Raw genomic sequence first — 25,637 nt, forward strand, 5'->3', positions numbered from 1 at the left:
GCAGCTCGGGCGGCAGCTCGGGCGGCGACACCGGGGGCCGGCGCTCGCGGCGCGGCGGTCGCGCCGAGCCGGTGCCGGAGACCCCGCCCGCGCGGGTCGTGCCCAAGGGTCCGCACCCGGCGTTCCTCGCGGCGGCCAAGGCCAGCGCCGCCCAGAACGGTGACGACAGCGGTGTCGTCACCGGGGGCACGGACACCGCGGGGACGGCGGAGAACGGCGCCACCGCGGCGGTCACGACCGGCTCCGCCCCGCAGGCGGACCCGTCCACCGTCGTGGCCACCGAGCCCGGCGCGGACGCGCCGGCGGCCGCCCCCACCCGGGCACGACGGTCCCGCCGGGCGTCGCGGCCCACCGCGGCCCCGGACACGGTCACCGAGGTCGTCGACGCGACCGTGCCGGACGCCCCGGAGCCGGACGACACGGCGCAGGTCGACGCGGCGCAGGGCGACGCAGCGCAGGACGGCACGGCGCAGGTCGACCCAGCGCAGGACGGCACCGCGCAGGTCGGCACGGCGCAGGTCGACGCGGGGCCCGCGGCGGAGACCCCGCCGGCCGCCCCGACCCGGGCTCGACGCTCCCGCCGGGCGTCGCGGCCCACGGCTGCGCCCGACCCGGTGACCCCCGACCCGGTGACCCCCGACGAGCCGGCCCCCGGCACCGAGTCGAAGTCCGAGCGGGAGTCGCAGGTGGAGGCCGAGGTCGTCGTGGCCGAGGCCGCCGACTCCAGCGTCCCCGCCGACGACGAGCCTGCCGCGGCCGAGCAGCCGGTGGCCGAGCAGCCCGTGGCCCCGGAGCCCGTGGTGGCACCGGTCCGGCCCCGCCGTCGCCGCGCCGCCGGGCGGCCCGCCGGGCCCCCGGTCGGGGCCGACGCCTGAGGAGTGCCCCGCGGGGAGGTCGGACCTGGTTTGACCTCCCCGCGACGGGCCCCGTAACCTTGGGCGGTCGTCGTCAGGCGGCTGTGCTCCCGTGCGCACCTCGCGCCGGGCGGCAGCCCCGCGGCGACCGTGGCCGAGAGGCCGACAAGACCAGGTCCGCTCGACGGGGGCCGGCGCGCGCAGCGCCGGGACCGACGAGCCGGGACGCAGCAGCACGAGTGGCAGGAGATCCCCTCCGATGTACGCGATCGTCAAGACCGGCGGCAAGCAGTACAAGGTCGCCGTCGGCGACACCGTCGAGGTCGAGAAGATCGACGGCAAGCCGGGGGCCGAGATCGCACTGCCCGCCGTGCTGCTCGTCGACGGCACCGACCTCACCACCGACGCCGCCGCCCTCGCGGCCGCGTCGATCACCGGTGAGGTCGTCGAGCACACCAAGGGCCCGAAGATCCGGATCCACAAGTTCAAGAACAAGACCGGCTACCACAAGCGCCAGGGCCACCGCCAGAAGCTGACGCGCGTGAAGGTCACCGGCATCTCCAAGTAGCACCCGGGCCGCGCCGGCGGCCCGTCCCGCACCACCCGACAGCGCTCGACCCGACAGCGCTCGACCACCACCTCCGGAGGACCGCGATGGCTCACAAGAAGGGTGCTTCCAGCTCCCGCAACGGCCGCGACTCGAACAGCCAGCGCCTGGGCGTGAAGCGCTTCGGCGGCCAGGTCGTCAGCGCCGGCGAGATCATCGTCCGCCAGCGCGGCACCCACTTCCACCCCGGCGTGAACGTGGGCCGCGGCGGCGACGACACCCTGTTCGCGCTCGCGGCCGGCGAGGTCGCCTTCGGCGCCAAGCGGGGCCGCAAGACCGTCAACATCGTCGTCCCGGCCGAGGCCGAGCCCGCGGCGGTCTGACCACCAGCACTCCCCGACGGGGGCGGGCAGGGCAACCGGGTCACCCGGTGCTCCGCCCGCCCCCGTCGGCGTTCACCCCCGCACCACCCGCACCACCGTCAGGAGATCGTCGTGTCCCGCTTCGTCGACCGGGTCGTGGTCCACGCCCAGGCCGGGCCGGGCGGCAACGGCTGCTCCTCCGTGCACCGCGAGAAGTTCAAGCCCCTCGGCGGGCCCGACGGCGGCAACGGCGGGCGGGGCGGTGACGTCGTGCTCCGCGTCGACCGCGGCGTGCACACGCTGCTCGACTTCCACCACCACCCGCACGCCAAGGCCGGCCGCGGCACCCAGGGCATGGGTGCGCACCGCAACGGGGCCAACGGCGAGGACCTCGTGCTCAGCGTCCCCGACGGCACCGTGGTCCACGACGCCCAGGGCCGCATGATCGCCGACCTCGTCGGTGAGGGCACCGAGCTGGTCGCGGCCGCCGGCGGCCGCGGCGGCCTGGGCAACGCCGCGCTGGCCTCCCGGGCCCGCAAGGCCCCCGGCTTCGCCCTGCTGGGCGAGGACGGTGAGGTCCACGACCTGGTCCTCGAGCTGAAGTCGGTGGCCGACGTGGGCCTGGTCGGCTTCCCGTCGGCGGGCAAGTCCTCGTTGGTGTCAGTGCTCTCCGCGGCCAAGCCGAAGATCGCCGACTACCCGTTCACCACGCTGGTGCCCAACCTCGGCGTGGTCAGCGCGGGCGACACCACCTTCACCGTGGCCGACGTGCCCGGCCTCATCCCGGGCGCCAGCGAGGGCCGCGGCCTCGGCCTGGACTTCCTGCGCCACCTCGAGCGCTGCGCCGTGCTAGTGCACGTCGTCGACTGCGCCACCCTCGAGCCCGGCCGCGACCCCCTCTCCGACGTCGACGCCCTCGAGGCCGAGCTGGCGGCGTACAAGCCGGTGCTCACCGGCGACGTCGAGCTGGGCGGCCTCCCGGACCGGCCCCGCGTCGTCGTGCTGAACAAGGCCGACGTGCCCGAGGCCGCCGAGCTGGCCGAGCTGGTCACCCCCGACCTGCAGGCCCGCGGCTGGCCGGTGTTCACCATCTCCGCCGCCACCCACGACGGGCTGCGGGAGCTGACCTTCGCGCTGGCCGCCACCGTCACCGCGTTCCGCGCCGCGCACCCCCCGGCCGAGCGCACCCGGCCCGTGCTGCGTCCCGTCGCGGTCGACGACTCCGGCTTCGAGATCGTCGCCGACCCGGACATCCCAGGCGGCTTCGTGGTGCGCGGGGCGAGGCCCGAGCGGTGGATCGCCCAGACCGCCTTCGACAACGACGAGGCCGTGGGCTACCTGGCCGACCGCCTGGCCCGCCTCGGCGTGGAGGACGCGCTGGCCAAGCGCGGGGCGCAGCCCGGCACCCCGGTGACCATCCGGGGCATCACCTTCGACTGGGAGCCCTCCACCCCGGCCGGGGTCGCGCTGACCATGACCGGACGCGGCACCGACGCCCGCATCGACCAGGTCGACCGGATCGGCGCCGCCGAGCGCAAGGCCGCCCACCGCGTGCGCCGCGGTCTGGACGTGGTGGAGGACGAGTGAGCGAGACCCGTCGGGCGGTCGCCGCCGCCCGGCGCGTCGTGGTCAAGGTGGGCTCCTCCGGGCTGACCAGCCTGGCCGGCGGGCTCGACACCACCCGTCTCGATGCCCTGGTCGACGCGGTCGAGGCCCGGCGCGCCGCCGGGTCGGACGTCGTCGTGGTCTCCTCGGGGGCCATCGCGGCCGGGCTGGCCCCGCTCGGGCTCACCCGCCGGCCCCGCGACCTCGCCACCCAGCAGGCCGCCGCCAGCGTCGGGCAGCTGGCGCTGGCCCAGGCGTGGTCGGCCGGCTTCGCCCGGCACGGCCGCACCGTGGGGCAGGTGCTGCTCACCGCGGACGACGTCAGCCGCCGCGGGCACCACCGCAACGCCCAGCGCACCCTGGACCGGCTGCGGTCGCTGGGGGTGGTGCCGGTGGTCAACGAGAACGACACGGTGGCCACCACCGAGATCCGCTTCGGCGACAACGACCGGCTGGCCGCGCTGGTGGCCCACCTCGTCGGTGCCGACGCGCTGGTGCTGCTGTCCGACGTCGACGGCCTCCACGACGGCGATCCCCGCCGCGGTGACGCCGCCCTGGTGCCCGAGGTGGCCGTGTCCGACGGCCTCGACGGCGTGCGGGCCGGGTCCGGGGGAGCGCTGGGCACCGGGGGCATGGCCTCCAAGCTCTCCGCCGCCCGGCTAGCCGCCGACGCCGGGGTGCCGGTGCTGCTCGCGGCCGCGGCCGACGCCCACCGCGCGCTGGCGGCGGCCGTCGTGGGCACCGCGTTCGCGGCCCGCGCCCAGCGCCTCACCGCCCGCCGCTTCTGGGTGCGCCACGCCGCGGACGCGACGGGCTCGGTCGCCCTGGACGCCGGCGCGGTCCGGGCCGTCGTCGAGCGGCGCCGCTCCCTGCTGGCCGCGGGCCTGCTCGGCGTCACCGGTGACTTCTCCGCCGGTGACGTGGTCGAGCTGCACGGGCCCGACGGCCACGTCGTGGCCCGCGGCGTGGTGGCCTACGACGCCGCCGAGCTGGGCGGGGTGCTGGGCCGCTCGACCTCGGAGCTGCCGGCGGACCTGCAGCGGCCCGTGGTGCACGCGGACGACCTCGTCCCCGTCTGACCGGCTCGTCGTGCACCCGCGCCCACCGCGCGCTAGCGTCGAACACATGAGCGAGCAGCCGACCAGCCCGAACGACGACGCCGTGGACCAGAACGCGGTCAAGGACCCCGACCAGTGGGTGACCGGCGAGGAGCCGATGACGGGGGCGCAGAAGAGCTACCTGTCCACCCTCGCCCAGGAGGCCGGGGTCGAGCTGCCGGAGACGCTGGACAAGGCCGAGGCCTCGAAGATGATCGACGAGCTGCAGGCCAAGACGGGCCGCGGGCGGTAGCCGCTGCCCGACCCGACGGACCGCCCCACCGGGCGGTCCGTCGCCGTCTCAGGTGGTGGCGGCCAGGGCGAAGGGCAGCACCGCGTCCGCGCCGGCCGCGCGCAGCTCGCGGGCAGCCACCGTCGTCGTCCACCCGGTGTCCACCCGGTCGGTGAGCAGCAGCACCGGGCCGTCGACCCCGCCGAGGTCGGGCACCTCCCAGGACCCGATCAGCCCGGCCACCCGGTGCGCGGAGTTGACGGCCCGCACCGGGGGGTGGTCGGGTCGGTGGTGCAGGGTGCCCAGGTCGGCGAGCCGGCCCAGCTCGGCCAGGCGCTCGCCCACGCTGGTCAGCAGCACAGGGTGGGTCTCGGAGGCCAGGGTGAGCAGCGAGGTCGGGCGCACCGCCCACCGCCACGACGCGAGCACCGCGACGCAGGCCCGCACCAGGGACTCGTCGGCGACGTCGTCGGGCCCGTCGAGCAGGGCCCGCAGCCGCAGGCCCCAGCCCAGGTCGGTCAGCCGGCCCACCGCGCGCCCGGGCTCCGGGCCCTCGGTCACCTTGCCGGACAGCGACACCCCCAGCCGGCTCATCCCGGTCGGCCACTGCCGTCGCTGCGGCAGGTCGACCCCCGGCTGGTCGAGCCGCTCGCGCGTCGAGGTCATCGCCGCCGCGGCCACGTCGGTGGTCCAGCCCTCCCCGGTGCAGCGGTCGCAGCGGCCGCACCGCCAGCCCTCGGTCAGCTCGGGGTCGTCGAGCTCGCGGCGCAGGAACGCCATGCGGCAGCCCTCGGTGCGCACGTACTCCAGCACCGCCCGCTGCTCGGACTCCCGGGCCCGGGCCAGGCCCTCGTAGCGCTCGGCGTCGTAGGTCCACGGCTGCCCGGTCGCGGTCCACCCGCCGCGGACCCGCTGCACCGCGCCGTCGACGTCGAGCACCTTGAGCACCATCTCCAACCGGCTGCGGTTCAGGTCGACCAGCGGCTCCAGAGCAGCCGTGGACAGCGGCTTCTCCGACCCGCCCAGGGCGTCGAGCACGGCCCGGACCACGGGCTCGGCAGGGAAGGCCACGGAGGCGAAGTACGCCCACACCGCGCGGTCCTCCGGGCCGGGCAGCAGCACCACCTCGGCCCGCTCGGTCGCGCGCCCGGCGCGGCCCACCTGCTGGTAGTAGCTGATGGGCGAGCTGGGCGCGCCGAGGTGGACCACGAACCCCAGGTCCGGCTTGTCGAAGCCCATCCCCAGCGCCGACGTCGCCACCAGCGCCTTGACCCGGTTGCCCAGCAGGTCCGCCTCGAGGGCCTCGCGGTCCGCGGACTCCGTGCGCCCGGTGTAGGCCGCGACCGCGTGGCCCTGGTCGGCGAGCAGGCCCGCGACCTCCTCGGCCTGCGCCACCGTGAGGGTGTAGATGATCCCCGAGCCGGGCAGCTCGGCCAGGTGCGACACCAGCCACGCCGCACGGGCCTGGCCCGCCACCTCGACCACCGACAGCCGCAACGACTCCCGGTCGAGACCGCCGCGCAGCACCAGCGTCCCGCGCTGCCCGTCCCCGCCGCCGAGGCCCGCCCCGACACCGAGCTGGGTGGCGACGTCGGAGACCACCCGGTCGTTCGCCGTCGCGGTGGTCGCGAGCACGGGCACGTCGTCGCCGAGGTCGGCCAGCAGGGTGCGGATGCGGCGGTAGTCGGGCCGGAAGTCGTGGCCCCAGTCCGACACGCAGTGCGCCTCGTCGACGACGACCAGGCCGGCGTCGGCGGCCAGGCCGGGCAGCACCTGCTCGCGGAAGTCGGGGTTGTTCAGCCGCTCGGGGCTGACCAGCAGCACGTCGAGCTCACCCGCGACGACCTGGGCACGGACCTCGTCCCACTCGGTGACGTTGCCCGAGTTGATGGTCGCCGCGCGCACCCCCGCCCGGGCCGCCGCGGCCACCTGGTTGCGCATGAGGGCCAGCAGGGGGGAGACGATGACCGCCGGCCCGCGGCCCTCCTGGCGCAGCAGCTTGGCGGCGATGAAGTACACCGCCGACTTGCCCCACCCGGTGCGCTGCACCACCAGCGCCCGGCGGTGGTCGGCGACCAGCGCCTCGATCGCGGTCCACTGGTCCTCGCGCAGCACCGCCCCGGGCCCGGCCAGGTCGGTGAGCAGCGCCTCGGCACGGGCGCGCAGGTCGGTGGTCGCGGCGGCGGTCATGCCGTGAGTGTCCCCGCACCCCCCGACAGGTCCGCCCGGACCTGCTCCAGCGTCCGCCGCTGGGCGCCGTCGACCTGGTTCGCGTCGTCCAGCCACGCCCGGTACGCCGCCCCGACGACGGGCCACTCGGTGTCCAGCACGGAGAACCACGCGGTGTCGCGGTTGCGGCCCTTGACCACCCGGTCCTGCCGGAACACCCCCTCTCCGACGAAGCCGAGCCGGCGGGCCGCGCGCTGCGAGGCGGCGTTGCGGGTGTCGCACTTCCATTCGTACCGGCGCATCCCGAGCTCGTCGAAGACGTGGTGGGCCAGCAGCGAGAACGCCTCGGTGGCGGCGGTCGTGCGCGCCGGGTCCGACCCCAGCAGCACATGGCCGACCTCGCACGCGCCGTCCTCCGGGCGCAGCCGCAGCAGCGACAGGGCGCCCACCGCGCGGCCGCCGGCGCGGTCGCACACCGCGAGCGGGACCGCGTCGGGGTCCGCCACCAGGCGCGCGAGCTGCTCGGTCAGCCCGGCGGCGCCGAACGGGCCGTAGGGCAGGTAGGTGTAGCGGGCGTCGTCGACGGTGGGCGCGAGCTGCGGCCCGTGCCGCTCGGGGTCGACAGGCTCCAGGCGGACCCACCGGCCCGTCAGCACCACCGGGGCGGGGGTAGCCGCGCCGCGGAAGTCGGTCGGCTCGCCCAGGGGTGCCACGTCGTCCACGGCGCCCGACGCTAGCGTGCCCCGCGTGGACGTCACCGCGCTGCGCCCCGTGCTCGACGAGCACCTCACCGCCCTGCTCACCCTGGCCGACCGGGGGCCCGCCGCGCTGGTGGCCCCCGTCGCGGGCTGCCCCGGCTACTCCGTGGCCGACCTGCTGGGCCACCTCTCCGCCGTGCACCGGTGGGCGACCGAGGTGCTCACCACCCGGGAGCCGGCCCGCGCGCCGGAGCCGCCCGCCGACCCCGCCGACGCGCTCGCGCAGGTGGCCGTGACCGCCGCCGAGCTGCGCGCGGCGCTGGACGCCGTCGCGCCGGACGCGCCGTGCTGGGGCTTCGGGCCCAAGCCCCGCATCGCCGGGTTCTGGGTGCGTCGGATGGCCCAGGAGCACGCCGTCCACCACTGGGACGCGCTCACCGCGCTGGGGGAGGACGCGTCGGGCGTCATCAGCACCGAGGTGGCCGTGGACGGCCTGGCGGAGGTCGCGTCGGTGTTCGTCCCGGTGCAGACCCGCCACGGCCGGCTCGACCTGCCCGCCCCGGTCGCCCTGGCCCCCGACGACGCCGAGGGCCGGGTGGTGCTGGGCGTGGGCGACCCCCGCGCCGAGCTGGTCGGCCCGGCCGCGGAGCTGCTGCTGCTCGCGTGGCGCCGGGTGCCCCTGGCCGGGGCCGCGGTGACGCTCTCGGGGGACCGGGCCGTCGCCGAGGAGGCGTTCGCGGCGGCGCTGACGCCCTAGGGCGGTCCCGTCGGGCCGCTGCCCTAGCCTGGGGCCATGACGCTGGCCGACGCCCCGCATGTCACCGATGCCGCCGACGCCCGCGACCCGCTGGAGGTGGCGGTGCACGACGCCGCCCGCGCGGCGCGGACCGCCGCCCGGGTGCTCGCCCAGCTGCCGCGCTCGGCCAAGGACGCGGCCCTGCACGCCGCGGCGGACGCGGTGCTCGCCGCCGCGGACGTGGTGCTGGCCGCGAACGCCGAGGACGTCGCCGCGGCCCGGGCCGCCGGCACCGAGGAGGGCCTCGTCGACCGGCTGCGGCTCAGCCCCGAGCGGCTCGACGGGATCGCGGCGGGGCTGCGCCAGGTCGCGAGCCTGCCCGACCCGGTCGGGGAGGTGGTGCGCGGCTCGACGCTGCCCAACGGCCTCGAGCTGCGCCAGCTGCGGGTGCCCCTCGGGGTGCTCGGCATGGTCTACGAGGCCCGGCCCAACGTCACCGTCGACGCGTTCGGCCTCGCGTGCAAGTCCGGCAACGCGGTGCTGCTGCGCGGCTCCTCCAGCGCCGCCCGCACCAACGCCGCGCTCGTGGCCGCGCTGCGCAGCGCCCTGGTCGCGCAGGGGCTTCCTGAGGCCGCGGTGACCCTGCTGTCCAGCGAGGACCGGGCCACCGTCACCCACCTCATCCGCGCCCGCGGCCTGGTCGACGTCGTCATCCCCCGCGGCGGGGCCGGGCTCATCGCCACCGTGGTCCGCGAGGCCACCGTGCCCACGCTGGAGACCGGGGTGGGCAACTGCCACGTCTACGTCCACGCCGCGGCCGACCTCGCCATGGCCACGGCCGTCGTGCTCAACGCCAAGACCCGCCGGGTCAGCGTGTGCAACGCCGCGGAGACCGTGCTCGTGGACGCGGCGGTCGCCGACGCGGCGGTGCCGGCGCTGGTCACCGCCCTGCAGGCGGCCGGGGTGACGGTGCACGCCGAGGTGGACCTGCCCGGCGTCGTGCCCGCCACCGACGCGGACTGGGGCACCGAGTACCTCTCGCACGACGTCGCGCTGCGGGTGGTCGACGGCCTCGACGCCGCGGTCGAGCACATCGACGAGTGGGGCACGGGGCACACCGAGGCGATCGTCACCGGGGACCTCGCCGCGGCGCGGGAGTTCACCGCCCGGGTCGACGCCGCCGCCGTGGTGGTCAACGCCTCCACCGGCTTCACCGACGGCGAGCAGTTCGGGTTCGGCGCCGAGATCGGCATCTCCACCCAGAAGCTGCACGCCCGCGGCCCGATGGGCCTGCCGGAGCTGACGTCGACGAAGTGGGTCGTCTGGGGCGACGGGCACGTGCGGGGCTGACCGGGCAGGATCGACCCCGACCCCCGACTGCTTGGAGCTGCCCGTGGACCGCGCCCTGCCCCGCACGCCCCCGCTGTTCCGCAGCGTGGACGACGTGGTCGAGAAGCTCGCCACCACGGGCTACCTGGCCGACAAGGCCACCGCCACCACGGTCTTCCTGGCCGACCGCCTGGGCAAGCCGCTGCTCGTGGAGGGCCCGGCCGGGGTGGGCAAGACCGAGCTGGCCCGCGCCGTCGCCGAGGCCACCGGGGCGGGCCTGGTGCGGCTGCAGTGCTACGAGGGCGTCGACGAGGCCCGCGCGCTCTACGAGTGGAACCACGCCAAGCAGCTGCTGCGCATCCAGGCGGGGAGCGGGGACAGCGCGGACTGGGACTCGACCAAGGAGGACGTGTTCTCGGAGGAGTTCCTGCTCACCCGCCCGCTGCTGACCGCGATCCGTCGCGAGGACCCGACGGTGCTGCTGATCGACGAGACCGACAAGGCCGACGTCGAGATCGAGGGTCTGCTGCTGGAGGTGCTCAGCGACTTCGCCGTCACCGTGCCCGAGCTGGGCACCATCACCGCCACCCGCAAGCCGTTCGTCGTGCTGACCTCCAACGCCACCCGCGAGCTGTCGGAGGCCCTGAAGCGGCGCTGCCTGTTCCTGCACCTCGACTTCCCCGACGCCGACCTCGAGCGGCGCATCCTCGCCAGCCGGGTGCCGGACCTGCCGCAGGCGCTCGGCGAGCAGCTGGTGCGCACCATCCGGGTGCTGCGCGGCATGCAGCTCAAGAAGCTGCCGTCGGTGTCGGAGACCATCGACTGGGGTCGCACCCTGCTGGCGCTGGGCCTGGACACCCTGGACGACGCCGCGGTCCGGAGCACGCTGGGGGTGGTGCTCAAGCACCAGACCGACCAGCAGCGCGCCGCGGCCGAGCTGCGGCTGAACTGACCGGCCCGACCCCGAGGAGGTGGTGACCCCGTGAGCCCAGCCCCGCTGCCCCCCAGGCCCTGGGCGGTGCCCGACCGGCCGATCGCCCCCCACGGCATCCCCGGGCACCTGGTCGACTTCGTCGGCGCGCTGCGCGACCGCGGCATCCCGGTGGGCCCGTCGGAGACCGTGGACGCCGGCGAGGTGGTCTCGGTGCTCGACCTGCTCGACCGGGAGGGGCTGCGCGAGGGCCTGGCCGCGGCCCTGCTGCGCCGACCCACCCACCGCCGGACCTTCGACGGGCTGTTCGACCTGTGGTTCCCCGCGGTGATCGGGGAGCGCACCCAGGACGGGGTGGACACCGAGCTGCCGCGCACCGAGGACGGCGAGGTCGACGTCGACGCCGTCCGCGACCTGCTGGCCGACTTCCTCGCCGACGGCAGCCCGGAGAGCCGCGAGCTGCTGCGCATGCTGGCCCGCGAGGTCGCCGAGCAGCTCGGCCGCTACGAGACCCGCAACGGCCCGTCGTACTCCGCGTACCAGGCGCTGCGCGACGTCTCCCCGGACACGCTGCTCGCCCGCATCCTCGAGGGCCTGCTCGGCGGCGGTCCCGGGGCGGGGGAGGACGGCGGCCCCAGCGACTTCGAGACCGAGGTGGCCCGGCGGACGGCGCGCGAGCGGATCGCGGAGTTCCGCCGCGACGTCGAGGAGGAGGTGCGGCGGCGCTCGGCGGAGAAGATCGGCAAGGAGCGAGTGGCCGCGTCCAGCGTGGCCCGCATCGCCGAGCAGGTCGACTTCCTGCGCGCACGCGGCGACGAGATGGCCGAGCTGCGCCGCACCGTGACCCCGCTGGCCCGCCGGCTCGCCAGCCGGCTGGCGAGCCGGCGGCGGCGGTCGCGGCACGGGGCGATCGACCTGCGCCGCACGCTGCGCCGGTCGATGTCCACCGGCGGGGTGCCGGTCAACCTGGAGCTGCGCCGGCCGCGGCCCGGCCGGCCGGAGCTGGTGGTGCTGTGCGACGTCTCCGGCTCGGTGGCCGGGTTCAGCCACTTCACCCTGCTGCTCGTGCACGCGCTGCGCGAGCAGTTCTCCCGGGTGCGGGTGTTCGCGTTCGTCGACACCACCGACGAGGTCACCCGGTTCTTCGACCCGGGCAACGACCTGGCGCAAGCCATGGCCCGGATGACCCGGGAGGCCAAGCTGGTCAGCTTCGACGGGCACTCCGACTACGGCAATGCGTTCACCAGCTTCGCCGAGGGCTGGGCCGAGACCCTCACCCCGCGCTCCTCGCTCATCGTGCTCGGCGACGCCCGCAACAACTACCGGGACCCGGAGCTGACCACGCTGCGCCGGTTGGTCGGGCAGGCCCGCCACGCCCACTGGCTCAACCCCGAGCCGCGGTCGCAGTGGGGCAGCGGGGACTCCGCAGCGGACCGGTACGCCGCCGTGCTCGACATGCACGAGTGCCGCACCGCGGAGCAGCTGGCCACGGTGGTGTCCCGGCTGCTGCCGGTCTGACGCCCGACGCGCTGGCCTAGGCTCGGGCGTCGTGACACCAGCACCGACGCGGGGGACCCCCGTCCGCCGCATCGGCGTCATGGGCGGCACGTTCGACCCCGTGCACCACGGCCACCTGGTGGCGGCCAGCGAGGTGGCCGACCGGTTCGGCCTCGACGAGGTCGTCTTCGTCCCCACCAACGTGCCGTGGCAGAAGCAGACCGGGCGGGTCAGCCCGGCCGAGGACCGCTACCTCATGACCGTGGTGGCCACCGCGTCGAACCCGCGGTTCTCGGTGAGCCGGGTCGACATCGACAGGGGCGGCATCACCTACACCGTCGACACGCTGCGCGACCTCAGCGAGCAGCACCCCGGCGCGGAGCTGTACTTCATCACCGGGGCCGACGCGCTGGCCCAGATCCTGTCCTGGCACCAGGTGGACGACCTGTTCTCCCTGGCCCGCTTCGTCGGGGTGACCCGGCCCGGCTACGAGCTCGACTCCACCCACCTCTCGCACCTGCCCGAGGGGGCGCTGACGCTGGTGGAGATCCCGGCGCTGGCCATCAGCTCCACCGAGTGCCGCGTGCGCGCCCGCGAGGGCCGCCCGGTCTGGTACCTCGTCCCCGACGGCGTGGTGCAGTACATCTCCAAGCGGGGCCTCTACGCGTCCGAGACGTCCCCGCCGGGCACCGCCGCGGCCGTGCCGACGTCGGACCCCGCCCCCGCGCACCACCACCCCGCTCCCCCCAGCCGCAGGAGAACCCCGTGACCGCAACCGACACCGCCCGCAGCGCCGCCCTCGTGGCGGCCGCCGCGGCGGCGGACAAGCTCGCCACCGACGTCGTCGTCCTCGACGTGTCCGACCAGCTCGTCATCACCGACCTGTTCGTCATCGCCTCCGCGCCCAACGAGCGGCAGGTGGGGGCCATCGTCGACGAGGTCGAGCTGAAGATGCGCGAGGCCGGCAGCAAGCCCGTGCGCCGCGAGGGCACCAAGGAGGGCCGCTGGGTGCTGCTGGACTACGTCGACGTCGTGGTCCACGTGCAGCACGCCGACGAGCGCAGCTTCTACGGCCTGGAGCGGCTGTGGAAGGACTGCCCGGTGGTGCCGCTGCCGGAGGGTCTCGTCCACCCGGCCGGGGCCGGCGCGGCCGCGGGCGACGGCGGCACTGACGCGGGCACCTCGGCCGGCGGGGCGTGAGCGGGGCGCAGGAGCCCGCCGTCCGCCACCTCGTCCTGCTGCGCCACGGCGAGACCGACCACAACGCGGGCCTGCGCATGCAGGGCCAGCTCGACACCCCGCTCAACGAGCGGGGCCGGGGCCAGGCCGCCGCGGCGGGCCCGGTCGTCGCCGCCCGCGACCCGTGGCTGGTGGTCACCTCCGACCTCGCCCGCGCGGCCGACACCGCCGGTCAGGTCGTGGCGGCCGGGGCCGGCCCGCTGCGCCACGACCCGCGGCTGCGGGAGACGCACCTCGGGGCGTGGCAGGGCCGCACCCACGGCGAGATCGAGGCCGACGAGCCGGGCGCGCTGGCCCGGTGGCGGGCCGAGCCGACGTTCCGGCCGCCGGGCGGGGAGACCAAGGTGGAGGTCGCCGCCCGCGGCCGCGCCGCCCTGCTCGACGCCCTGGCCGGGGCCCCCGACGACGCCGGGGCCCGTCCGCTGGTCCTCGTCGCGCACGGCGGGCTCATCGCGGCGCTCACCGCGGACCTGCTCGGGCTGCCGGTCGAGCGCTGGGCCGTGCTGGGCGGCATCGGCAACACGCGCCGCGTCGAGCTGCGCACCCGCACCGTGGCCGGCTGCCCCGGGTGGTCGCTCGAGGGCTGGAACCTGGGTGGCTGACCCGGCTGCCCCCGCGCGGCCCACCCTGCTCGTGCTGGCGGACTCCCTGGCCCACCACGGCCCCGACGGGCCGCACCCGGCCGACCACCCCGGCATCTGGCCGGTGCTGGCCGCCGAGCGCCTGGGCTGGGACCTCGAGCTCGTCGCCCGGGTCGGCTGGACCACGCGCGACGCCTGGTGGGCGCTCACCCAGGACCCCCGGGTGTGGGCGGTGCTGCCCCGGGCCGGCGCGGTCGTCCTCGCCGTCGGTGGCATGGACACCCTGCCCTCGCCGCTGCCCACCGCGCTGCGCGAGCAGCTGCGCTACCTGCGGCCACCCCCGCTGCGCCGCGCGGCCCGGGCCGCCTACCGGGCCGCACAGCCCCGCCTGGCCCGGCTCGGCCGTCCCGTCGCGCTGCCCCCGCACCTCAGCGTCGACTACCTGGAGCAGTGCCGGGTGGCGATCACGACGCTGCACCCCCGGCTGCCGGTGGTGGCCACCCTGCCGGCCCACCACCGCGCCCACGACTACGGCTACGTCCACGCCGGCCGGGAGCCGGCGGTGCGGGCGTTGACGGCGTGGTCGCGGCGCAGCGGCGTGCCGATGGTCGACCTGGGCGCGGCGGTGGGGGAGCACGTGCTCGCCGGGCGCGGCAACCCCGACGGGATGCACTGGGGCTGGGAGGGCCACGCCGCGGTGGCCGACGCCGTGGTGCCGGTGCTCCGGGCCGTGGCCCCACGGACCGGCCACCACCCCGCGGCCGGTCAGTAGGGTCGCCGCCGTGGGGGTCTCCGGGGGTGCCGCGGTCGTCACCGACTCCACCGCCGACCTGCCCGCCGGCCTGGCCCGGCGCCACGGCATCCGGGTGGTGCCGCTGCACGTCCGGGTCGGCGACGTGACCGGCCGCGACGGGGTCGACGTCGGGCCCGCCGAGCTGACCGCGGCGCTGCGCGGGGCGGACGCCCCCCGGGCCCGGCTGCACCTCGGCTCGCGCCAGCTCGACCTGCCGCTGCGCCACGGCGTGCCGGTGAGCACCTCGATGTGCTCGCCGCTGGAGCTCGAGGAGGCCTACCTCGCGGCGGGCGCCGCGGACCCCGCGGCGGGGGTGCTGGCGCTGCACCTGTCCCGGGAGCTGTCCGGGACGTGGGACTCCGCCCGCACGGCCGCGGCGGCCGCGACCCGGCGCGGGGTGCGGGTCCGGGTGGTCGACGCCGGGTCCGCCGCCATGGGCCTGGGCTTCCCGGTGCTGGCCGCAGCCCGGGCGGTCGCCGCCGGGGCGGACCTCGACGCCGCGTTCCGCACCGCGGTCGAGGTCGCCGGGCGCTGCCGCACCCTGTTCTGCGTGGAGACCCTGGAGCACCTGCGCCGGGGTGGTCGCGTGGGCGGGGCGGCCGCGCTGCTGGGCACCGCCCTGTCGGTGAAGCCGCTGCTGCACGTCGTCGACGGGCGCATCGAGACCGCGGAGAAGGTGCGCACCACCGCGCGGGCCGTGGCGCGGCTGACCGAGCTCGCCGTCGACGCCGCGGGCCCCGGCCCGGTCGCCGTGGCCGTGCACCACCTGGCGGCCGCGGAGCGGGCCTACGACCTCGCCGAGACGCTGCGCACCCGGCTGCGGGGGGTGCTCGAGCTGCACGTCCGCGAGGTCGGGGCGGTGCTGGGTGCGCACCTCGGGCCGGGCGTGCTCGGCGTGGTCGTCTGCCCGGGTGGGGCGGGCGAGCCGGGGGACGACGCGGACGGCTGAGAGGTTGTCCACAGGCGGTCGGCGGGGTTGTCCACAGCCCGGCCGACGCCGTTCCGCACCGGTGAGGCCGTCCCTAGCGTCGGCGCCGTGGCTGCCCGAGACGACCTGCTCCTGACCCGCCGACGCCTGGCGTCCCTGACGGTCGGTGACCCGCCGCCGGACCGGCCGGACGCCCCGGACCCGTCCGGCAGCGGTCCAGCCCCGTCCGGAGGCCCCGACGAGCCGCGGGGCCGGCACGCGTGGCGCCCGCCGCTCCCGGAGCCCACGGCGGCGTCGGAGGTCCCGGAGCCCGCTGCCGACCCGGGCGACGAGCCGGCCGCGGGGGTGCGCGTGCTGCGGCCCCGGCCGGGCCGGGGCTGGCAGGAGCGGTGGGTGCCCGCCGGCTGGCGCGGGCACCGCTGGGACCCCGGCCGTGGCGGGTGCCTCGCCCTGGCGGCGACGGCCGCGGTGGCGGCCGTGCTCGCGGCGGTGGGGGTGTGGCGCGACCGGCCCGTGGCCGAGACGGTGCCCCCGCTGCCGGTCGTGGCGAGCACCGCCGCCCCCAGCGCCACCCCCGGCCCGACCCCTGTGCCGACGGTGGCGCCCGCCGCCGCGACGACCCCGCCCGAGCTCGTCGTCAGCGTGGTCGGGGCGGTGTCCGCACCGGGACTGGTGCGGCTGCCCCCGGGCTCGCGGGTGGCCGACGCGATCGCGGCCGCCGCGGGCGCGGTGCCGGGCACCGACCTGCTCAGCCTCAACCTGGCCGCGCCCGTCGCGGACGGGGAGCAGGTCGTCGTCGGGGCACCGGGCCCCCCGGCCACCGGCGCGGCCGGACCGCCGTCCCCCGCAGCGGCGGCCGCGGGCACGGGCACCTCGGCGGGCGCAGCCCCCGCCGGGGGACCCGTCAACCTCAACACCGCCGACGTCGCCGCCCTGGACACCCTGCCCGGTGTCGGCCCGGTGACCGCACAGAAGATCGTCGACCACCGCACCAGCACCGGGCCGTTCACCAGCGTCGACCAGCTCACCGAGGTGCCCGGCATCGGTGACGCGCGGCTGGCGAGCCTGCGCGACCTGGTCACCGTGTGACCGCTGCGGCCCCGCCGGCCGAGCAGCCGAGGGTCGACGCCCGGCTGGTCCCGGCCGCGCTGCTGGCCTGGGCGGGTGTGCTCGTCGCGCTGCTCGGCGGGTGGCGGTGGTCCGTCGTCGTCACCGTCCTGGCCGGGCTGGGGCTGCTCGGGGTGCTGCGCTGGGGTGCCGGCCGGGCGTGGACCGCGGGCGCCGCAGCCGCCCTCGTCGTGCTCGCCCTCGTCGGGCTCGGCGCCGCCACCCGGGCCCGCGCGGCGCAGGAGCACCCCCTGGCCGACCGGGTGGGCGCGACCGCCCGGGTGGAGGTGACCGTCACCGACGACCCGGTGCCGCTGCGCGGTGTGCTGGGGGAGCCGCGGGTGCTGGTGCGGGCCGACCTGGCCGTGCTCGCCGTGGCGGGGGAGCGGCTCACCACCGGGGGACGGGTCGTCGTCACCGCACCCGCCGCGAGCTGGGCAGCGCTCGTGCCCGGTCAGCGGGTCGCGCTGAGCGCCGCGGTCGCGGCCCCGCGACGCGCGGACCTCACCGTGGCCGACCTGCGCACCGGCGACCCACCCCGGCTGGTGGGCGCTCCGCCGGGCTACCAGCAGGTGGCCGCCGGGCTGCGGACCCGGCTGCGCGAGGCGGCCGGGCGGGTCCTCGGCGAGCGGGAGGCCGGCCTGCTGCCCGGTCTCGTCGTGGGCGACACCAGCGCGCAGCCCGCCGACCTGACCGACGCCTTCCGCACCAGCGGCCTGACCCACCTCACGGCCGTGTCCGGCACCAACGTGACGATCGTGTGCGTCGCCGTGCTCGGCCTGGCCCTGCTCGCCGGGGCCGGGCCGCGCACCGCCGCGGCGCTCGCCGGGGTGGCGCTGGTGGCGTTCGTGGTCCTGGCGCGGCCCTCGCCCAGCGTGCTGCGCGCCGCCGTGATGGGGGCGATCGGCCTGCTGGGGCTGGTCACGGCCCGGCGCAGGCAGGCCGTGCCCGCCCTGTGCGCAGCGGTGGTGGGGCTGCTGGCCCTGAGCCCGGGCCTCGGGGTCGACGTCGGGTTCGCGCTGTCCGTGCTGGCCACCGGTGCCCTGGTGCTTCTGGCGCCCCGCTGGGCGGCGGCGCTGCGGGACCGCGGGGTCCCCGCCGGGTTCGCCGAGCTGCTGGCGGTGCCGCTGGCGGCCCACGTGGTGACGGCACCGGTCATCGCCGGGCTCTCGGCGCGGCTGAGCCTGGTGGCGGTGCTGGCCAACCTGCTCGCCGCGCCGGCGGTCGGGGTGGCCACGGTCCTCGGGGTGGCGGCGGTGCTCGCCCTGCCCGCCTGGACCCCGGCCGGGGAGCTGCTGGTCCGGCTGGCCGGCCCCGCCGTGTGGTGGCTGGTGCAGGTGGGCACCCGCTGCGCCGCGCTGCCCGACGCCGCGGTCGCCGTCCCCGGCGGGCTCACCGGTGCGCTCGGCCTGGCCGCGGTGACGGTGGTGGTGCTGCTGCTCGTCCGGCACCGGCGGGTCCAGGCCCTGCTCGCGGCCGTCGTGCTGGGGGTCGTGCTGGTGTGGGTGCCGGTCCGCGTTGTCGACCCCGGGTGGCCGGTGCCGGGCTGGGCGCTGGTGGCGTGCGACGTCGGCCAGGGCGACGCACTGGTGCTGTCGGTGGGGCCGGGCCGGGCGGTGCTCGTCGACACCGGTCCCGACCCGGCGGCGCTGCGGGGCTGCCTGGACCGGCTCGGGGTGAGGTCGCTGCCGCTGGTGGTGCTCACCCACCTGCACGCCGACCACGTCGACGGGCTCGCCGCCGCCCTCGACGGCCGGGAGGTCGGCGCCGTCGCCGTCGGCCCGCTGCACCTGCCCGACACCACGCTGGCCCGGGTGCGGCGCACCGCCACCGCGCACGGCGTGCCGCTGGTCGACCTCGCGCGGGGCGTGCGGCTGCAGTGGCCCGGGCTCGACCTGCAGGTCCTCGCGCCGGTCACCCCGCCCCCGCGCACGCTCGGCGGCGACCCGGGCACGGAGCTCAACGACTCCTCGCTGGTGATCGCGGCCGGGACGACGGTGGGACGGGTGCTGCTGACCGGGGACGTCGAGACCGACGCGCAGGAGGCGATCGTCCGCGCGGGGGTGGACCTGGGGGCCGTGGTGCTCAAGGTGCCCCACCACGGCAGCCGCTACTCCGACCCGGCCTTCCTCGACGCCGTGCACCCGCGGGTCGCGCTGGTCTCGGTGGGCGCGGGCAACACCTACGGCCACCCCAACGCGGGCGTGCTCGACCACCTCGCGGCCGGCGGCGCGACCGTGCTGCGCACCGACCAGCGCGGTGACGTCGCCGTGCTGCCCGGGCCCGACGGGCCCCGCGTCGTCGCCCGCGGCCACCCGGGACCGGGCTGAGGGTGTCGGGCCCGCGTGCGACGATCGGCCCGTGCCCCCGACCCGCCCGCAGCGCAGCACCCGGCCGGCGACCCGGGGCGCGCCGGCGGAGGTGGACCTCGGCGCCCCGCTGCACCTCGTCCTCGGCGACGAGGAGCTGCTGGTGTCCCGCGCCGTCGACGCCGTGGTGGCGCACGCGGTGGCCGCCGACCCCGCCACCGACGTGCGGCGGCTGCGCGCGGGCGAGGTCACCGCACCCGAGCTGGCCGAGCTGCTGAGCCCGTCGCTGTTCGCCGACGCCCGCGTCGTCGTGCTCGAGGCGGCCCACGAGGCGGGCAAGGACCCCGCCGCGCTGGTGGTCGACGCGGCCGCCGACCTGCCGCCGGGGATCACGCTGGTGGTCGTCCACGCCGGCGGCAAGCGCGGCGCGGCCATCGCCGAGGCGGTGCGCCGGGCGGGCGCGGTGGTGCACCGCTGCGAGAAGCTCGGCCGGGGCGAGCGCCTCGACTTCGTGCGCGGTGAGCTGCGGCGGGCCGGGGCCACGACCGACCGCGAGGCCGCCCAGGCCGTGCTCGACACCGTGGGCAACGACCTGCGCGAGCTCGCCGCCGCCTGCTCGCAGCTGGCCGCCGACACCGGGGGCCGGGTGGACGAGGCCGCGGTGCGCCGCTACCACCGGGGTCTGGCCGAGGTGTCCGGGTTCGACGTGGCCGACGCCGCCATGACGGGTACCCGGGGCCACGCGCTGGAGACGCTGCGGTGGGCGACCGACGCCGGGGTGCCCCACGTGCTGCTGGCCGACGCCCTGGCCGAGTCGGTGCGGGTGCTGGCCCGGGTCGGCACCGCCCGGGGCAACCCCAACCAGCTGGCGGGTCGGCTCGGCATCGCCCCGTTCAAGATCAGCAAGGCGATGGAGCAGTCACGGCTGTGGGACCTGGCCGCGCTGCCGGCGGCCCTGCAGGTGGTGGCGACGCTCAACGCCGACGTCAAGGGCGGTGCGGCCGACGCCGACTACGCCGTGGAGCGGGCCGTGCTGGCGGTGGTGGCGCTGCGCGACGGCCGCCGCCACTGAGCCTCAGCGCAGCTGCTGGGACCCCGCGCAGCTGCCGGGACCCTGCGCAGCTGCTGGGACCCTGCGCAGCTGCCGGGACCCTGCGCACGACGAACGCCCCCGGCCTGTGGCCGAGGGCGTTGACGGGGTGCGGCGGGGCGTGGTGCCCGCCGCGGGGGATCAGCCGAGCCGGTTGACCGCCGAGGCCATGGCCGACTTCTTGTTCGCGGCCTGGTTGCGGTGGATGACACCCTTGCTGGCGGCCTTGTCGAGCGCGCGGCTGGCGGCGGCGAGCCGGGTGGCGGCCGCGTCCTTGTCACCGGTGGCGGCGGCCTCGCGGAAGCTGCGGATGGCCGTGCGCAGCGAGGACTTCACCGACTGGTTGCGCAGGCGCGCCGCCTCGTTGGTGCGGATCCGCTTCACCTGGGACTTGATGTTGGCCACGCGTGACACCCTCTGTTTCGCCGTTGGGAGATGGTTCTCGACTGCACCGGGACGAGTGTCCGCGCAGCGCCGACCTCCAAGGCTAGCAGCCGGGTGGCCCCGGCCCAAACGGCGCCCGGGACGACGTCGGCGCAGGACTAGCGTGCCCCGCCGTGACGCAGACGCTGGACTGGGCCGGGTTCGGCGGGGTGGCGGTGTGGGCGCTGCTCGCCCTGCTCGTGGCCGCGGCGGTGGCCGGCGCGGTCGACGCCGTCGTCGGCGGGGGCGGCCTGGTGCAGCTGCCGGCGCTGGTGCTGCTGCTGCCCGGGGCCCCGGTGGTCGCCGTGGCGACGAACAAGGTCGCCGCGGTCGTCGGCACCACCGCCGCCACGGTCACCTACGCCCGCTCGACCCCGGTGCCGTGGCGACCCGCGCTGGCCATGGCCCTCGCCGCGGGGGTCGGCGCCGTCGGCGGTGCCCGCCTCGCCGACCGGCTGCCCCCCACCGCCCTGCTGGTGGTGGTGCTCGTCGCCGTGGTCGGGGTGGGCACCTACACGTGGCGCCGGCCGCAGGTGGGCACCGTCGACCGGCCCCGGGGCACGCCCCGCGCCCGGCTGGTGGCGATGCTGCTGGGCGGGGCGGTCATCGGCGGCTACGACGGCCTGGCGGGCCCGGGCACCGGCTCGTTCCTCGTCTTCTACCTCGTGGCCGTGGTCGGCACGACGTTCGTGCCCGCCTCGGCCATCGCCAAGCTCGTCAACGTGGCCACGAACGTCGGCGCCCTGGCCTACTTCATCCCGTCCGGGGCGGTGCTGTGGGGCGTCGGCCTGCTCATGGCGGCGGCCAACCTCACCGGGGCGGTGCTGGGGGCGCGGCTGGCGGTGCGCCGCGGCGCCGGGTTCGTGCGGCGCGTGTTCCTGGTGGTCGCGGTGGTCCTCGCGGCCAGCCTCGCGGTGCGGCTGGTGGGCGTGCTGACCTGACCGGGTGCCCGCCCGGAACACGCGGACCGGGCCACCCGAGTGGGATCTGGGCCGTCGGTCGGACAGGATGGGCCGGGTGACGAGCCTCAGCAACCGGTCCGCCGGCCCGTCGGGGACGGGGGGACGCGCGCAGCGCGGGTCGCGCGGGAAGGCCGCGGCGTCGCTCTTCGACGGCTACGGCCAGGCCGCCCGGTACCCCGGCGCCTACGACGAGATGTTCGACGCCCAGGGCGGGGTCCGCACCCCCTACCGCGGGCTGCACACCACCCTGGGGCCGGCCTCGCCCGCCGACCTCACCGCGCGCTCGGAGGCCCTCGACGCCGCCTTCCTCGACCAGGGCGTGACGTTCTCGCTGTCCGGCCAGGAGCGGCCGTTCCCGCTCGACGTCGTGCCCCGGGTCATCTCCGCCTCGGAGTGGAGCCGGCTGGAGAAGGGCATCGTGCAGCGCGTCCGGGCGCTGGAGATGTTCCTGGCCGACGTCTACGGCGAGCAGGAGATCCTGCGCGACGGCGTCGTCCCGCGGCGGCTGGTCACCTCCAGCGAGCACTTCCACCGGGAGGCCGCCGGGATCGTGCCGCCCAACGGGGTCCGCATCCACGTGGCCGGCATCGACCTCATCCGCGACGCGCAGGGCACGTTCCGGGTGCTGGAGGACAACCTGCGCTCCCCGTCGGGCGTCTCCTACGTCATGGAGAACCGCCGGACGATGGCGCGCGTCTTCCCGGACCTTTTCGCGAACCACCGGGTCCGCGCCGTCGGGGACTACGCCGCGCACCTGCTGCGCGCGCTGCGGGCGTCGGCGGCCAGCAACGAGGCCGACCCGACCGTCGTCGTGCTGACCCCCGGCGTGGCCAACTCCGCCTACTTCGAGCACTCGCTGCTCGCCCGGCAGATGGGCGTCGAGCTGGTCGAGGGCCGGGACCTGTTCTGCCGCGACAACACCGTCTACATGCGCACCACCGAGGGCGAGCGCCAGGTCGACGTGGTCTACCGCCGCATCGACGACGACTTCCTCGACCCGATGCAGTTCAAGCCGGAGTCGGTGCTGGGGGTGGCGGGCATCCTCAACGCCGCCCGCGCAGGCAACGTCGTCATCTCCTCGGCGGTGGGCAACGGCATCGGCGACGACAAGCTCATCTACACCTACGTGCCCACGATGATCGAGTACTACCTGGGCGAGAAGCCGTCGCTGGCCAACGTGGACACCTTCCGCTGCTGGCTCGACGACGAGCGCACCGAGGTGCTCGACCGGCTCGACGAGCTCGTCATCAAGCCCGTCGAGGGCTCGGGCGGCTACGGCATCGTGTTCGGCCCCGACGCCACGGCCAAGGAGCTGGAGACGGTGCGGCGCAAGGTGAAGGCCGACCCGCGCGGCTGGATCGCCCAGCCGCTGGTGCAGCTCTCCACCGTGCCCACCAAGATCGGGGACGAGCTGGCGCCGCGCCACGTCGACCTGCGCCCGTTCGCGGTCAACGACGGCGAGGACGTGTGGGTGCTGCCCGGTGGGCTCACCCGGGTCGCCCTGCCCGAGGGCAGCATGGTGGTCAACTCCAGCCAGGGCGGCGGCAGCAAGGACACCTGGGTGCTGGCCAGCCGCGCCTCGGCCGAGGAGCGCGAGCTCGCCGGCGACGAGCTGGTCAGCGGCGACGTCCGCACCGCTCACGAGGCGGAGCACGGGCCGGAGCTGACCCTCATGCAGGAGCAGCAACAGCAGCAGCAGCAGACCCAGCTGGGAGGTGCCCGCTGATGCTGGCCCGCAACGCCGAGTCCCTCTACTGGATCGGCCGCTACGTCGAGCGTGCGGACGACACCGCCCGGATCCTCGACGTCACCGTGCAGCGGCTGCTCGAGGACGCCACCGTCGACCCCGACCGCACCTCCCGGGTGCTGCTGCGGGTGCTGGGCATCCCCGAGCCGGACACCGAGCTCGACGTCTGGTCGCTGACCGACATCGTCGCCTACGACCGCAGCCAGGGCGGGTCCATCGTGGACTCGATCGCCGGGGCGCGCGAGAACGCCCGCGGCGCACGGGAGGTCACGTCCTCGGAGATGTGGGAGTGCCTCAACACCACCTACAACGCGCTGCCCGAGCGCCAGCGCGTGGCCAAGCGGGTGGGCCCGCACGGCTTCTTCGCCTTCGTCGAGGACCGCGCGGCCACGTTCGCCGGGCTGGCCGACTCCACGCTGAGCCGCGACGACGGCTACCGCTTCCTGCTGCTGGGGCGCACCGTCGAGCGCGTCGACATGATGGTGCGGCTGCTGCTCTCCCGGGCCGGGGACCGGACGTCGAGCCCCGCGTGGGTGGCCGTGCTGCGCTCCGCCGGCGCGCAGGACACCTACCTGCGCACCTACCGCGGCGCGCTCGACGCGACCCGCGTCGTGGAGTTCATGCTGCTCGACCGGCTCTTCCCGCGGTCCATCTTCTCCGCGCTGCGCCAGGCCGAGCAGTGCCTCGAGGAGCTCGACCCGCACCCGTCGAGCCGGGTCGGGGAGCGCTCGGAGTCGTTGCGGCTGCTGGGCCGGGCGCGCAGCGAGCTGGAGTACCTGCGCCCGGGCGAGCTGCTCGACGACCTGCCGGAGCGGCTGATGGCGCTGCAGACCATCTGCCGCGACCTCGGCGAGGCGATCTCGCTGCAGTACTTCCACGCCGCGCCGTGGGTGGCCTGGACCGACGCCCGCGCGGGCGAGGTCCTCAACGACGACCAGGGAGAGCTGTGAGCTGGCGCATGCGGGTGGTGCACACCACCGGGTTCGACTACGCGACCCCGGTGACGTCGTCCTACAACGAGGCCCGGCTCACCCCGCGCAACGACAGCAGGCAGAACGTCATCCTCAACCGCGTCGAGACCTCGCCGTCGACCCGGTCCTACCGCTACACCGACTACTGGGGCACGGTCGTCACCGCGTTCGACCTGCACGCCCCCCACACGGGCCTCGAGGTGGTCGGGTCGTCCGTCGTGGAGACCGACGCCACGGTGATGCCCGAGGAGCAGGTCGACTTCGAGCGCCTGGCCTCCGAGGACGTCCTCGACCGCTTCACCGAGATGCTCAGCGCCACCGGGTTCGTCCCCGCGAACCGCGAGCTGCGCAAGGTCGCCCGCGGCCTGGCCAAGGGCCGCTCCCCGGTCGAGGCCGCGCGGGCCGCGCTGGCCTGGGTGCACGGCGAGATGGCCTACGTGCCGGGCACCACCGGGGTGCACACCTCCGCGGTCGAGGCGTGGCAGGAGCGCAAGGGCGTCTGCCAGGACTACGTCCACCTGTCGCTGGTCCTGCTGCGCGCCATGGGGATCCCCGCGCGCTACGTCTCCGGCTACCTGCACCCCGTGCGGACCGCGGAGGTGGGCGACACCGTGCAGGGCCAGAGCCACGCCTGGGTCGAGGTCTGGACGGGCGGCTGGTGGGGCTGGGACCCGACGAACGACGTCGAGGTGACCGAGCAGCACGTCACCGTCGCGCTGGGCCGGGACTACGCCGACGTCACCCCGCTCAAGGGCATCTACTCCGGCGGCGGGTCCACCGAGCTCGACGTCGTCGTGGAGATCACCCGGCTGGCCTGAGCCCCGGGGCCGGGCGTCAGCTCCAGCCGTAGTCGCGGCGCAGCCGCTCGGCGACGGTGTCGAAGCGCGCCCGGTCCAGCACGGCGCCCTCGCGGCGGATGCCCGCCTCGGGGACGTCGAGCACCCGGTCGAGGCGCAGGAAGCTGGGTCGGCGCTCGGCGTCCCACGGTCCGGTGCCCAGCGCCAGCCAGCCCGCCTGATCGCCGCGGCGGGCGTTCGAGCTGAGCATCAGCCCCAGCAGGGTGTCGCCCTCGCGGCCCACGACGAGCACGGGGCGGTCCTTGCCCTGGCTGGCGTCCTCCTCGTAGGTCACCCACGTCCACACGACCTCGCCGGGGTCGGCCCGGCCGTCGAGCTGCGGGGAGTACTCCAGGCGCCGGGCCCGCTGCACCGACGGACGGCTCCGCGTCGTCGTCGGCCGGCCGGTGCCGGTGGAGCCGCTGCGGGAGGACTGGATGGCGCGCAGCGCCCGGGGGCCCTCGCGCTGGGCCAGGCGCAGCGCGGTCGGACCGTAGCGACGGGCCAGCGCGCCGACCTGGGAGAGGAAACCTGCCACGAGCGGGCACCCTACCTGCGGGGACGTCGGGACCACCCGCCGCCGTGAGACGATGG

The 25,637-nt window shown here is 76.7% G+C and carries 25 protein-coding genes and 1 pseudogene; 21 read left to right on the forward strand and 5 right to left on the reverse strand.

Features of this window, described 5'->3' with window-relative positions:
• Positions 1 to 470 precede the first annotated feature (470 nt).
• Positions 471 to 1,169, reverse strand: a pseudogene (locus ACYVOF_RS12015) (hypothetical protein); the annotation flags it as partial.
• Between ACYVOF_RS12015 and rplU the strand changes: the two are divergent.
• From rplU to ACYVOF_RS12040, 5 genes are all read left to right on the forward strand, one after another.
• On the forward strand, positions 1,114 to 1,422 hold the full coding sequence (gene rplU, locus ACYVOF_RS12020; protein ID WP_460866745.1) for a 50S ribosomal protein L21: 309 nt from the start codon (positions 1,114 to 1,116) through the stop codon (positions 1,420 to 1,422). The pseudogene ACYVOF_RS12015 and the gene rplU sit on opposite strands and share 56 nt — an antisense overlap.
• An 86-nt stretch (positions 1,423 to 1,508) precedes the next feature.
• A complete protein-coding gene (gene rpmA / locus ACYVOF_RS12025; RefSeq protein ID WP_460866747.1) occupies positions 1,509 to 1,784 on the forward strand; it encodes a 50S ribosomal protein L27 in 276 nt (91 codons plus the stop codon).
• A 111-nt stretch (positions 1,785 to 1,895) separates the two neighbouring features.
• Entirely contained in the window at positions 1,896 to 3,350 is a 1,455-nt protein-coding gene (gene obgE, locus ACYVOF_RS12030) for a GTPase ObgE (protein ID WP_460866749.1), read from the forward strand.
• Complete coding sequence (proB, locus tag ACYVOF_RS12035; RefSeq protein WP_460866751.1) at positions 3,347 to 4,447, forward strand: glutamate 5-kinase; 1,101 nt, start codon at positions 3,347 to 3,349, stop codon at positions 4,445 to 4,447. Before obgE ends, proB begins: the two co-directional genes overlap by 4 nt.
• A gap of 46 nt (positions 4,448 to 4,493) precedes the next feature.
• Positions 4,494 to 4,718, forward strand: a complete 225-nt coding sequence (locus ACYVOF_RS12040; protein WP_460866753.1) for a DUF3072 domain-containing protein — start codon at positions 4,494 to 4,496, stop codon at positions 4,716 to 4,718.
• 48 nt (positions 4,719 to 4,766) lie between these two features.
• Here ACYVOF_RS12040 and ACYVOF_RS12045 read toward each other — a convergent pair whose 3' ends face one another.
• Together ACYVOF_RS12045 and ACYVOF_RS12050 are read right to left on the reverse strand one after the other, a co-directional pair.
• A complete protein-coding gene (locus ACYVOF_RS12045) occupies positions 4,767 to 6,887 on the reverse strand; it encodes a RecQ family ATP-dependent DNA helicase (protein WP_460866754.1) in 2,121 nt (706 codons plus the stop codon).
• Positions 6,884 to 7,588: a GNAT family N-acetyltransferase gene (locus ACYVOF_RS12050; RefSeq protein WP_460866756.1), complete on the reverse strand. Its 705-nt coding sequence runs from the start codon at positions 7,586 to 7,588 to the stop codon at positions 6,884 to 6,886. The genes ACYVOF_RS12045 and ACYVOF_RS12050 overlap by 4 nt, the downstream gene beginning before the upstream one ends.
• A gap of 25 nt (positions 7,589 to 7,613) precedes the next feature.
• Between ACYVOF_RS12050 and ACYVOF_RS12055 the strand changes: the two genes are divergently transcribed.
• The 12 genes from ACYVOF_RS12055 (at position 7,614) to holA (ending at position 20,086) form a co-directional block, all read left to right on the forward strand.
• The gene (locus ACYVOF_RS12055; protein WP_460866757.1) at positions 7,614 to 8,321 is read left to right on the forward strand and encodes a maleylpyruvate isomerase family mycothiol-dependent enzyme; all 708 of its coding nucleotides are present in this window, start codon (positions 7,614 to 7,616) and stop codon (positions 8,319 to 8,321) included.
• A gap of 36 nt (positions 8,322 to 8,357) precedes the next feature.
• Positions 8,358 to 9,650 carry a glutamate-5-semialdehyde dehydrogenase gene (locus ACYVOF_RS12060; RefSeq protein WP_460866758.1) on the forward strand — a complete coding sequence of 431 codons (1,293 nt, stop codon included), beginning with the start codon at positions 8,358 to 8,360 and terminating at the stop codon, positions 9,648 to 9,650.
• Positions 9,651 to 9,693: 43 nt separating this feature from the next.
• Positions 9,694 to 10,581 carry an AAA family ATPase gene (locus tag ACYVOF_RS12065; RefSeq protein ID WP_460866760.1) on the forward strand — a complete coding sequence of 296 codons (888 nt, stop codon included), beginning with the start codon at positions 9,694 to 9,696 and terminating at the stop codon, positions 10,579 to 10,581.
• A 30-nt stretch (positions 10,582 to 10,611) separates the two neighbouring features.
• Positions 10,612 to 12,078 (forward strand): vWA domain-containing protein, encoded by a 1,467-nt coding sequence (locus ACYVOF_RS12070; protein ID WP_460866762.1) that lies wholly within the window; start codon positions 10,612 to 10,614, stop codon positions 12,076 to 12,078.
• Positions 12,079 to 12,157: 79 nt separating this feature from the next.
• The gene (gene nadD / locus ACYVOF_RS12075) at positions 12,158 to 12,826 is read left to right on the forward strand and encodes a nicotinate-nucleotide adenylyltransferase (RefSeq protein ID WP_460866870.1); all 669 of its coding nucleotides are present in this window, start codon (positions 12,158 to 12,160) and stop codon (positions 12,824 to 12,826) included.
• Positions 12,823 to 13,257, forward strand: a complete 435-nt coding sequence (rsfS, locus tag ACYVOF_RS12080; RefSeq protein WP_460866764.1) for a ribosome silencing factor — start codon at positions 12,823 to 12,825, stop codon at positions 13,255 to 13,257. Before nadD ends, rsfS begins: the two co-directional genes overlap by 4 nt.
• Positions 13,258 to 13,334: 77 nt before the next feature.
• Positions 13,335 to 13,898, forward strand: coding sequence for a histidine phosphatase family protein (locus ACYVOF_RS12085; RefSeq protein ID WP_460866872.1), 564 nt, complete (start codon positions 13,335 to 13,337; stop codon positions 13,896 to 13,898).
• Positions 13,891 to 14,649: a diglucosylglycerate octanoyltransferase gene (gene octT / locus ACYVOF_RS12090; protein ID WP_460866766.1), complete on the forward strand. Its 759-nt coding sequence runs from the start codon at positions 13,891 to 13,893 to the stop codon at positions 14,647 to 14,649. Before ACYVOF_RS12085 ends, octT begins: the two co-directional genes overlap by 8 nt.
• A gap of 10 nt (positions 14,650 to 14,659) precedes the next feature.
• The gene (locus ACYVOF_RS12095; protein WP_460866768.1) at positions 14,660 to 15,619 is read left to right on the forward strand and encodes a DegV family protein; all 960 of its coding nucleotides are present in this window, start codon (positions 14,660 to 14,662) and stop codon (positions 15,617 to 15,619) included.
• 87 nt (positions 15,620 to 15,706) lie between these two features.
• Complete coding sequence (locus ACYVOF_RS12100) at positions 15,707 to 16,687, forward strand: helix-hairpin-helix domain-containing protein (protein WP_460866769.1); 981 nt, start codon at positions 15,707 to 15,709, stop codon at positions 16,685 to 16,687.
• A complete protein-coding gene (locus tag ACYVOF_RS12105) occupies positions 16,684 to 19,035 on the forward strand; it encodes a ComEC/Rec2 family competence protein (protein ID WP_460866771.1) in 2,352 nt (783 codons plus the stop codon). Before ACYVOF_RS12100 ends, ACYVOF_RS12105 begins: the two co-directional genes overlap by 4 nt.
• Positions 19,036 to 19,126: 91 nt before the next feature.
• Entirely contained in the window at positions 19,127 to 20,086 is a 960-nt protein-coding gene (holA, locus tag ACYVOF_RS12110; protein WP_460866874.1) for a DNA polymerase III subunit delta, read from the forward strand.
• 159 nt (positions 20,087 to 20,245) lie between these two features.
• On the opposite strand, the gene rpsT is transcribed toward holA, so the two are convergent.
• Positions 20,246 to 20,509 (reverse strand): 30S ribosomal protein S20, encoded by a 264-nt coding sequence (gene rpsT / locus ACYVOF_RS12115; RefSeq protein WP_460866773.1) that lies wholly within the window; start codon positions 20,507 to 20,509, stop codon positions 20,246 to 20,248.
• Positions 20,510 to 20,661: 152 nt separating this feature from the next.
• Between rpsT and ACYVOF_RS12120 the strand changes: the two genes are divergently transcribed.
• The 4 genes from ACYVOF_RS12120 to ACYVOF_RS12135 all read left to right on the forward strand — a co-directional run bounded on the left by ACYVOF_RS12120 (position 20,662) and on the right by ACYVOF_RS12135 (position 25,025).
• Positions 20,662 to 21,468 carry a sulfite exporter TauE/SafE family protein gene (locus tag ACYVOF_RS12120; protein ID WP_460866775.1) on the forward strand — a complete coding sequence of 269 codons (807 nt, stop codon included), beginning with the start codon at positions 20,662 to 20,664 and terminating at the stop codon, positions 21,466 to 21,468.
• Positions 21,469 to 21,682: 214 nt separating this feature from the next.
• Positions 21,683 to 23,215, forward strand: coding sequence for a circularly permuted type 2 ATP-grasp protein (locus tag ACYVOF_RS12125; RefSeq protein WP_460866876.1), 1,533 nt, complete (start codon positions 21,683 to 21,685; stop codon positions 23,213 to 23,215).
• The gene (locus ACYVOF_RS12130; RefSeq protein WP_460866777.1) at positions 23,215 to 24,186 is read left to right on the forward strand and encodes an alpha-E domain-containing protein; all 972 of its coding nucleotides are present in this window, start codon (positions 23,215 to 23,217) and stop codon (positions 24,184 to 24,186) included. Before ACYVOF_RS12125 ends, ACYVOF_RS12130 begins: the two co-directional genes overlap by 1 nt.
• Entirely contained in the window at positions 24,183 to 25,025 is an 843-nt protein-coding gene (locus tag ACYVOF_RS12135) for a transglutaminase family protein (RefSeq protein ID WP_460866779.1), read from the forward strand. Before ACYVOF_RS12130 ends, ACYVOF_RS12135 begins: the two co-directional genes overlap by 4 nt.
• Positions 25,026 to 25,041: 16 nt before the next feature.
• Here ACYVOF_RS12135 and ACYVOF_RS12140 read toward each other — a convergent pair whose 3' ends face one another.
• Entirely contained in the window at positions 25,042 to 25,581 is a 540-nt protein-coding gene (locus ACYVOF_RS12140) for a type II toxin-antitoxin system PemK/MazF family toxin (RefSeq protein ID WP_460866780.1), read from the reverse strand.
• Between the last annotated feature and the right edge of the window lie 56 nt (positions 25,582 to 25,637).

It is taken from the genome of Rhodococcus aerolatus, from assembly GCF_054783215.1.